Annotated in this window: 10 protein-coding genes; 9 read left to right on the plus strand and 1 reads right to left on the minus strand. The window is 45.6% G+C overall.

Going from position 1 to position 8,356, the window contains the following annotated elements; all coding sequences use genetic code 11:
* The first annotated feature begins 320 nt into the window (after positions 1 to 320).
* The 9 genes from NLX67_RS19180 (at position 321) to NLX67_RS19220 (ending at position 7,281) form a co-directional block, all read left to right on the plus strand.
* The gene (locus tag NLX67_RS19180) at positions 321 to 1,160 is read left to right on the plus strand and encodes an energy-coupling factor ABC transporter ATP-binding protein (RefSeq protein WP_254313014.1); all 840 of its coding nucleotides are present in this window, start codon (positions 321 to 323) and stop codon (positions 1,158 to 1,160) included.
* Positions 1,136 to 1,999, plus strand: coding sequence for an energy-coupling factor ABC transporter ATP-binding protein (locus NLX67_RS19185; RefSeq protein WP_254313015.1), 864 nt, complete (start codon positions 1,136 to 1,138; stop codon positions 1,997 to 1,999). Before NLX67_RS19180 ends, NLX67_RS19185 begins: the two co-directional genes overlap by 25 nt.
* Positions 1,996 to 2,793 carry an energy-coupling factor transporter transmembrane component T family protein gene (locus tag NLX67_RS19190; RefSeq protein WP_046180663.1) on the plus strand — a complete coding sequence of 266 codons (798 nt, stop codon included), beginning with the start codon at positions 1,996 to 1,998 and terminating at the stop codon, positions 2,791 to 2,793. Before NLX67_RS19185 ends, NLX67_RS19190 begins: the two co-directional genes overlap by 4 nt.
* A 13-nt stretch (positions 2,794 to 2,806) precedes the next feature.
* Complete coding sequence (truA, locus tag NLX67_RS19195; RefSeq protein WP_254313016.1) at positions 2,807 to 3,547, plus strand: tRNA pseudouridine(38-40) synthase TruA; 741 nt, start codon at positions 2,807 to 2,809, stop codon at positions 3,545 to 3,547.
* A gap of 240 nt (positions 3,548 to 3,787) precedes the next feature.
* Entirely contained in the window at positions 3,788 to 4,225 is a 438-nt protein-coding gene (gene rplM, locus NLX67_RS19200) for a 50S ribosomal protein L13 (RefSeq protein WP_046180661.1), read from the plus strand.
* Between the two features lie 28 nt (positions 4,226 to 4,253).
* Entirely contained in the window at positions 4,254 to 4,646 is a 393-nt protein-coding gene (gene rpsI, locus NLX67_RS19205; protein ID WP_046180660.1) for a 30S ribosomal protein S9, read from the plus strand.
* Positions 4,647 to 4,742: 96 nt separating this feature from the next.
* On the plus strand, positions 4,743 to 5,423 hold the full coding sequence (gene cwlD, locus NLX67_RS19210) for an N-acetylmuramoyl-L-alanine amidase CwlD (protein ID WP_046180659.1): 681 nt from the start codon (positions 4,743 to 4,745) through the stop codon (positions 5,421 to 5,423).
* 77 nt (positions 5,424 to 5,500) lie between these two features.
* Positions 5,501 to 6,562, plus strand: coding sequence for a P-loop NTPase (locus NLX67_RS19215; RefSeq protein ID WP_254313017.1), 1,062 nt, complete (start codon positions 5,501 to 5,503; stop codon positions 6,560 to 6,562).
* Positions 6,563 to 6,678: 116 nt separating this feature from the next.
* Positions 6,679 to 7,281: a KinB-signaling pathway activation protein gene (locus tag NLX67_RS19220; RefSeq protein ID WP_254313019.1), complete on the plus strand. Its 603-nt coding sequence runs from the start codon at positions 6,679 to 6,681 to the stop codon at positions 7,279 to 7,281.
* Positions 7,282 to 7,302: 21 nt separating this feature from the next.
* Here NLX67_RS19220 and NLX67_RS19225 read toward each other — a convergent pair whose 3' ends face one another.
* Positions 7,303 to 7,986 (minus strand): polysaccharide deacetylase family protein, encoded by a 684-nt coding sequence (locus NLX67_RS19225; RefSeq protein ID WP_254313021.1) that lies wholly within the window; start codon positions 7,984 to 7,986, stop codon positions 7,303 to 7,305.
* Positions 7,987 to 8,356: the final 370 nt, after the last annotated feature.

The raw sequence follows: 8,356 nt of genomic DNA on the forward strand, positions 1-8,356 counted from the left end.
CGCGAAATGGGCAGAACAAAACGAACGTTGCTTTGTTTTGCCCTTTTTTTATACTCAAATAAAGCGTATTTTTTGGGACATTGTCCAGCTTCAGGCAAGCCAGTCCCTCGACCATACGCGGTCCTGGGCGGCCGCCTTGCGCTTTTCTATCAACAAGCTTAGAGCGTTACGATGGGCGTACCTTTTTTACGCTTCACGTGCGTCCCGTCTAGCTCATGCACCCCCTGCCACGCTGCGGACAGCAGCAAGCAAGAAGAGAACGTTTCTTCGGCTCGGGGTGCGGGCTTTTTTTGTTTTTGCCGAAAATAGGAGGGGTCAGCTTGGGTGAAATTGTGATTTCCATTCAAGACGTATCATTTCAATATCCGGATCAAACAGCTTTTGCACTTCAAGACGTATCATTGCGTGTACAGCGCGGCGAATGGCTGGCAATCGTCGGTCATAATGGGTCAGGAAAGTCGACGCTGGCAAAGATGCTGAATGGACTTCACTATCCGCAAACAGGACAGGTTACAATTGGTGGATTGACACTCTCAGAAGATAACGTTTGGGCGATACGTGAAAAGCTCGGAATGGTTTTTCAAAATCCAGATAATCAATTCGTCGGCACAACGGTGCAGGATGATGTGGCTTTTGGGTTAGAAAACAACGGTGTTGAACAGACGAAGATGAAGGAACGTGTGCTGACGGCACTCCAAAAAGTCGGCATGACGGCCTTTCTGAATCAAGAGCCCCATCATCTATCCGGCGGCCAAAAGCAGCGGGTGGCGATTGCGAGCGTGATCGCACTGCGCCCGGACATTATTTTGCTTGATGAAGCAACCTCGATGCTTGATCCGCTAGGACGTGATGAAGTAATGGACACGATTCGTGAACTAAAAGAAAAAGAAGGATTGACTGTGATTTCGATTACACATGATCTTGAAGAAGCGGCAAAAGCGGATCGGGTTGTTGTGCTGAACGAAGGCAGCGTATACACGGAAGGGACACCACAAGAGATTTTTCAGATGGACCAGGAATTGCTTCAACTTGGCCTTGGTGTGCCGTTTTCAGTTCGGATGAGTCAGCTGCTGGCGGATGAAGGACTGTTGCTGACGCAGCGACATTTTAATGAAGAAGAGCTGGTGAGAGACGTATGGACATTAAACTTCGCGAAGTAGAATACCGGTATGCAGCAGGTACGCCGTTTGAACGGATGGCTATAACAGATGTTTCATTTCACATTCCGTCTGGTGAATATGTGGCGATTATCGGCCATACAGGCTCCGGCAAATCAACCGTTCTTCAGCATTTAAACGTACTGTTAAAACCGCTAAAAGGTGAAATAGATATTGGTAGCCGAACCATTGCTACCGGCCGGAAAGAAAAAAACTTAAAAGAGATCCGACGCCGCGTTGGCATTGTTTTTCAATTCCCGGAGCATCAGCTGTTTGAAGAAACAGTTGAGAAAGATATTTGTTTTGGCCCGATGAATTTTGGTGTACAGGAAGAACAGGCGAAGCAGCGTGCCCGTGATGCTATTCGTCTCGTTGGACTGCCGGAGAATGTCCTGGAGCGGTCCCCCTTTGACCTGTCAGGCGGACAAATGAGACGTGTGGCGATCGCCGGCGTACTGGCGATGAAACCGGATGTGCTCGTCCTGGATGAGCCGACAGCAGGACTTGATCCTCGCGGCCGGTTAGACATGATGGAAATGTTCGCTTCACTTCAAAAGAAAAATGGACTGACGTGTGTTCTTGTCACGCACAGTATGGAAGACGCCGCCCGTTATGCGGATCGCATTGTCATGATGCATAAAGGGCGTGTGTATAAAACGGGCACACCCCGTGATATTTTCAGCAACCGTGACAGTTTAACAGCGATTGGACTCGATGTGCCGGAAACAATCCGCTTCCAGCATTTATTTGAAGAAAAACTGGGTTATCCACTGAAGCATCTTTGTTTGACTCCAGAAGAATTGGCACAAGAAATCCGCCGTCTGCGTGGTGATCGCCAATGATGGAGAAAATAATTTTAGGGCGCTATTTGCCGGCGGATTCGGTTGTGCACCGGATGGACCCACGGGCAAAGCTGTTATTTATTTTTGGTTTTGTTTTAATTGTCTTTGTGGCTAACAACGTCGCAACATATGCGCTGCTGGGCGCTTTTACACTTTTAATTGTTTTTTTATCGAACGTAAAGCTCCGGTTTTTAATTGCCGGTTTAAAGCCGGTGATTCTGCTTATTTTATTTACTTTTTTTCTGCATGTGTTTTTTACGAAAGAAGGAGAGATTCTGGCGCAGGTTGGCTTTTTAAGCATTTACGAAGGCGGCGTCATCAAAGGGGTTTTTATTTCATTACGGTTTTTCCTATTGATTCTGGTGACCTCTCTTTTGACGCTGACGACACCGCCCATCTCAGTCACAGATGGAATTGAGTCATTATTCGGTCCGCTTAAAAAAATCAAAGTGCCGGTCCATGAGCTTGCGCTGATGATGTCAATCTCACTTCGGTTCATTCCAACGCTTCTGGATGAAACGGATAAGATTATGAAAGCGCAAATGGCCCGTGGTGCTGATTTTACGAGCGGTTCGATAGCCAATCGGGTAAAGGCGGTTATTCCACTTTTAATTCCCCTTTTTGTCAGTGCGTTTAAGCGGGCGGAGGAGCTCGCGGTCGCAATGGAAGCCCGTGGTTATAAAGGCGGCGAGGGCCGAACGAAATACCGCGTTTTGGCGTGGCATGTGCGTGATACAGGGGCGCTGCTGCTTCTTGCTGTGCTGGCCGGCGCATTATTTATGCTGAGAAGCTGATAGGAGGATGAGCGTGAAACGAATTAAATGTGAGCTTATGTATGACGGATCGCGCTTCTCTGGCTATCAGTCGCAGCCGAAAGACCGGACTGTGCAACAGGAGTTAGAGAAGGCGCTCTGGAAGATTCATAAAAAAGTGCCGGTTAAAACGCATGCCTCTGGCCGGACAGACGCCGGTGTGCACGCGATGGGACAGGTCGTTCATTTTGATACACTCATTACGATGCCGGCGGAGCGGTGGGCCCGTGCATTGAACGGCGAGCTGCCAAGCGATATATCGGTTAAGCGGACGGAAGAAGTGCTTGAGGAGTTTCATGCCCGTTATTCGGTTACGGGCAAGGAATATCGGTATCGTATTTACCGCACGCGCTACCGCGATCCATTCCGTACGGTATATGCACACCATTATCCGCACCAGCTTGAGGTGGAGCGGATGAAAAAAGCAGCTGTTCACTTACTGGGAGAGCATGATTTTACGTCTTTTTGTTCCACGAAAAGCGATAAAGAAAACAAAGTACGGACTGTCACAGATATTTCATTTTTCGAACAGGGTGACGATCTTGAAATTCGGTTCAAAGGCACGGGTTTTTTATACAATATGGTCCGGATCATGGTTGGAACACTTATTAAAGTGGGCAACGGCCGGCTGGAGCCGGAAGACGTCGCGCGTATTTTAACGGAGCGTGACCGGAACCGTGCTCCCCAGACCGCACCTGCCGAAGGGCTTTATCTTTGGGAAGTATTCTATGAATAATCACTTTACGGATTTGCCGGCAGGCAGCATGAGAGAATGTCTTTTTAACGCCAAAAGTTGTTTCTCTTAGAACTTCTTCGTGACAACTTCACCAAGTGTTGCATTTTGTCTTGACATTGACTAGCAGGCGGTATATTATAGCATATGGTATGTTATTTGACCCCACGATCAGCCCCGGAAAGTTAATCGTGATATAAATACATGGAACCGTAAAACATAAACAAATCAGGAGGGTAAATAATGCGTACGACTTATATGGCTAAAGCAAGCGAAATCGAGCGTAAATGGTTCGTGATCGATGCTGAAGGCAAAACATTGGGCCGGCTTTCAAGCGAAGTAGCATCTATTTTGCGCGGCAAACATAAACCAACTTTCACACCACACGTTGACACTGGCGATAACGTTATTATTCTTAATGCGTCTAAAATCGAATTAACAGGCAACAAACTTCAAGGGAAAATTTACTACCGTCACAGCATGTATCCAGGTGGTTTGAAAACAACTACTGCAGGTCAAATGCGTGATAAAAACCCTGAAAGAATGCTTGAGCTTGCTATCAAAGGCATGCTTCCAAAAGGTTCTTTAGGCCGTCAAATGTTCAAAAAACTTCACGTTTACGCTGGAGCAGAACATAAACATGAAGCACAACAACCAGAAGTTTACGAACTTCGCGGATAATTTTAATTATTAAAAGGAGGAAATGACATTGTCACAAGTTCAATACTTAGGCACAGGACGCCGTAAAAGTTCAGTAGCCCGCGTACGTCTCTTACCAGGCGAAGGTAAAATCATCATCAACGGCCGTACTGCTGAAGATTATATCCCATTCGAAGCGCTGCGCACTGTGATCAACCAGCCGCTCGTTGCGACTGAAACAGTAAACAGCTATGATGTACACGTAAATGTAAACGGAGGCGGCTACACAGGCCAGGCAGGAGCGATCCGTCACGGTATCGCCCGCGCTCTTCTGCAAGCTGATCCGGAATTCCGTTCAACACTTAAACGTGCTGGCTACCTTACTCGTGATGCACGTGCGAAAGAACGTAAAAAATACGGTCTTAAAGGCGCTCGTCGCGCACCTCAGTTCTCAAAACGTTAATAGTACGTTTGAAAATCCTTTCTCCATTTGGAGAGAGGATTTTTTTCATTTGTGGAGCTGTTCACTCATATAGTGGTTGTGACAGGAGGCGAGACGATGAAAAAGATCTTGTTCATTGTCATACTCGCGGCAATTGCCGCTTTTGTATATAACGATGTGAAGCCAGCTTTTAATGCGTGGCGTCCGCCGCTTGCCGGCATGACGATTATGATTGATCCGGGGCATGGGGGCATAGATGGGGGTGCAGGAAGTGAACCGGCGCTTGAAAAAGATATCGCGCTATCCGTATCAGAAAAGCTGCGGGAGTTTTTAAACGGGCAGGGGGCAGTCGTGTTAATGACGAGGGAAGAAGATAAAGATTTGGCACAGGACGAAACGAAAATCATTCGGACCCGCAAAACAGAAGATTTGAAAAAAAGAAAGCAGCTCATTAATGATTCGGATGCAGATTTATTTATCAGCATTCATCTAAATGCGATTCCGACAGAACAGTGGCGGGGTGCGCAAACCTTTTATTCTCCCCATCTGCCGGATAATAAACAGATTGCGGTGGATATACAAAAAGAACTAACCGGCAATTTGGAAAACACAGACCGGCAGCCGGCTGAGATCGGCCACGTTTATATTTTAAAAGAAGCAGATGTGCCAGGTGTACTTGTTGAGATCGGCTTTTTATCTAATCCCGCTGAACGTCGGCTGTTAGAAAGTGCAGACTATCAAGAGAAAACAGCAGCCTCCATTTCTCGTGGAATCCTGCGCTATTTAACCCGGGAGTAACCGTTTTCCATCCTTCTCTGAAATGAGTATGTTATACTAAATAACGAGAATAATACAGACGAAGGATGGTGCTCCCCATGATTACAGAAGCGCAGGTACGCGAAATCGTGAATGCCCTTGAAGACCCATTTTTACATAAAAAACTTGCGGAAACGGGCGGCATTGAAGAAGTATCAATCAAAGAAGAAAAAAACCATGTTAGTGTGAAAATTGCCATCGCGCAAACAGGCACGCCGGAACAGCTCCAGCTGCAAATGCGCATTGTCAATTCGCTAAAAGAAGCGGGTGTAGATACAGTTGGAATCCGTTTTAAAGAGCTGTCTGAAGAAGCGGTTGCTAAATTTCGTGGGGCAGATGCTGCAGGAAATGACAAAGGTCTTCTGTCGCCAAACAGCGAAACGACCTTTTTGGCGATTGCGAGCGGAAAAGGCGGCGTCGGTAAATCAACCGTATCGGTCAACCTCGCCGTATCTCTTGCGCGTCTTGGCAAAAAAGTCGGACTTGTCGATGCCGATATTTATGGGTTTAGCGTGCCAGACATGATGGGCATTACAACGCGTCCTGTTGTACGCGGTGAAAAGATTTTTCCAGTTGACCGCTTTGGTGTCAAAGTCATTTCAATGGGCTTTTTCGTTGATGATAACGCACCGGTCATTTGGCGTGGTCCAATGCTTGGCAAAATGCTGAATAACTTTTTCTCAGAAGTAGAGTGGGGTGATCTGGACTATTTGCTTCTTGATTTGCCTCCAGGCACAGGTGATGTGGCACTTGATGTACATACGATGCTGCCGCATTGTAAAGAAGTCATTGTGTCAACGCCACATCCGACTGCCGCCTTTGTTGCAGCCCGTGCCGGTGCAATGGCGCTTCAAACAGACCATGAAGTTATTGGCGTCATTGAAAACATGGCGTACTTCGAAAGCAAAACAACAGGAGAAAAAGAATATATTTTTGGACGCGGGGGCGGTGACAAGCTGGCCGATGAACTGCGTACGGAGGTACTGGGCCGGCTGCCGCTTCAGCAGCCAGACTGGAACGAAGAAGACTTTGCTCCATCGGTTTATGCAGAAGATCATCCACTCGGGACTATTTATCAGGATATAGCAAAAAAACTGGATGAAAAAATTTCATCGAACTAAAAGCTCCCGGGCAGCAGCCCGGAAGCTTTTTTCATGAATATACAAAAAATGTCCATAGCACATGAAAGTGCGTATTGGTACAATCGAAACAGAAGAATATACAGGGGGATTTTTGCGTGGGTATACGAAATTGGATCCGCTTTTTTACACATACATTGCTGATTGGCGGAGCAGTGACCGGCATTTTAGGCTTTATCATCCGCTGGAATGAATTTTCTCCACTGTTTGCGAATGGGGAATGGAAAGAAGTATTATCTGTTCTAACCTGGCTCATTGGAGTGGGGTTTACATTTAGTGTCATCAGCCAGATGGGCTTTTTTGCGTATTTGACGATTCATCAATTTGGTCTTGGCTTATTCCGGTCTTATTGGACCTTTATCCAGCTCGCACTAATCGTCGTTGTTTTGTTCGATCTTGTTTATTTCCGCTTTAAGGCATTCAGTAATGGAGAAGACCTCGGCTCATACTTAATGCTAGCTGCGATTTTACTTGTTTTCGGATTTTTAACAGCCTACATAAAAGCGAAAGGAAAAAGCAAAAACATCTTTATCGCTGCTCTTTTCTTTATGGTCGTCGTGACAACACTAGAGTGGCTTCCTGTCCTGCAGGCAAATGAAAAAAGCTGGCTGTACTTAATGCTTTTCACACTGCTGCCCTGCAACGCCTTCCAGCTGCTCATGCTTCCTAAATACAATCAAAAAACCTCGAAAGCAGGGTAACTTCCTGTTTTTGAGGTTTTTTCATGGAATGTACTCAATTCGTGTCTCTCCACCTGCCATTTCCGATAAGCTGACTGTTTCTTCCTTTTTTATTAAAAGAGACAGCCATTTCTCTGTAATGCGCAAATCTTCTTTCGGATTTAGCAGCACGATATCTCCTTTTTCAACGTGACGGATAAAATCAGTGGGAGTCCGCTTTGCTAAATCAACACTCCATTGGACTGTCAAATAGCCACGTGAAGCAGTAACTTCCGATAATTCCCCGTCATTCTCAGCCGCCCGTATATAAAGATTTCCTTCTTTATGATAAGCACCGAGTATTTTTTGGACAGAAGCAATTTCCTTTTCAACCGCTTTGTCGTCCGAAACATCCGTCAGCAGGACACCGATATCAAATGCCCGGTCAACAAGAAGCTTGGTTGTTTTAGGGTGTTTCTCAAGCCAGGAAGAGGTCACAAAAAAAGAAGCAGTTACCTTGTGCTTAATGAATAGTTTCGCGAGTTTCGCTGCATTCTTTTGAGAATCATCTGCATTTACAGTTAGCGCGATATGCTTGTCCCCTTTGTAAATAGCGGCAGGACGATCAACAAATGAAACAACTGGCTGTTCAGCAGAAGGAGGAATCATCATTAAAAAAAAGATTGCGGAGCAAAGGAAAAGAGCGGTCCATTTCAACTGTTTTATTCGAATAAATAACCAAGGCATCAGGGCTTCAGCCTCCGTTTTAAAGTGGTTTGAAAAAGTATATGAAAAAAAATAAAAAAAAGAAGAAAAAGTATTGACCTTTTGTTCTAATGCATGGTAAATTAAATCTTGCCCGTTACGAGAAGTACACGAATGAAAACATTTTGAAAAGATGTTGACATTCATAACGGCGAATGGTATTATATAAGAGTTGCCGCTGAGCAACAAATTGAACATTGAAAACTGAACAAAATCAATAAAAACGTCAACGTTTTAAGCAAGAAACTTCTACTATAAGATGCTTGTCATCTTAGGTGGAAACAATTGAGCAATCAAACACTTTTTGGAGAGTTTGATCCTGGCTCAGGACGAACGCTGGCGGCGTGCCTAA

Origin of the sequence: Domibacillus sp. A3M-37 (assembly GCF_024213455.1) — a bacterium.
Classification (GTDB): domain Bacteria; phylum Bacillota; class Bacilli; order Bacillales; family Domibacillaceae; genus Domibacillus; species Domibacillus tundrae.

Coding starts and splice junctions, on each gene's coding strand:
- NLX67_RS19185 (WP_254313015.1), top strand. CDS start 1,136: ATGGACATTAAACTTCGCGAAGTAGAATACCGGTATGCAGCAGGTACG.
- NLX67_RS19190 (WP_046180663.1), top strand. CDS start 1,996: ATGATGGAGAAAATAATTTTAGGGCGCTATTTGCCGGCGGATTCGGTT.
- rplM (WP_046180661.1), top strand. CDS start 3,788: ATGCGTACGACTTATATGGCTAAAGCAAGCGAAATCGAGCGTAAATGG.
- cwlD (WP_046180659.1), top strand. CDS start 4,743: ATGAAAAAGATCTTGTTCATTGTCATACTCGCGGCAATTGCCGCTTTT.
- NLX67_RS19215 (WP_254313017.1), top strand. CDS start 5,501: ATGATTACAGAAGCGCAGGTACGCGAAATCGTGAATGCCCTTGAAGAC.
- NLX67_RS19225 (WP_254313021.1), bottom strand. CDS start 7,986: ATGCCTTGGTTATTTATTCGAATAAAACAGTTGAAATGGACCGCTCTT.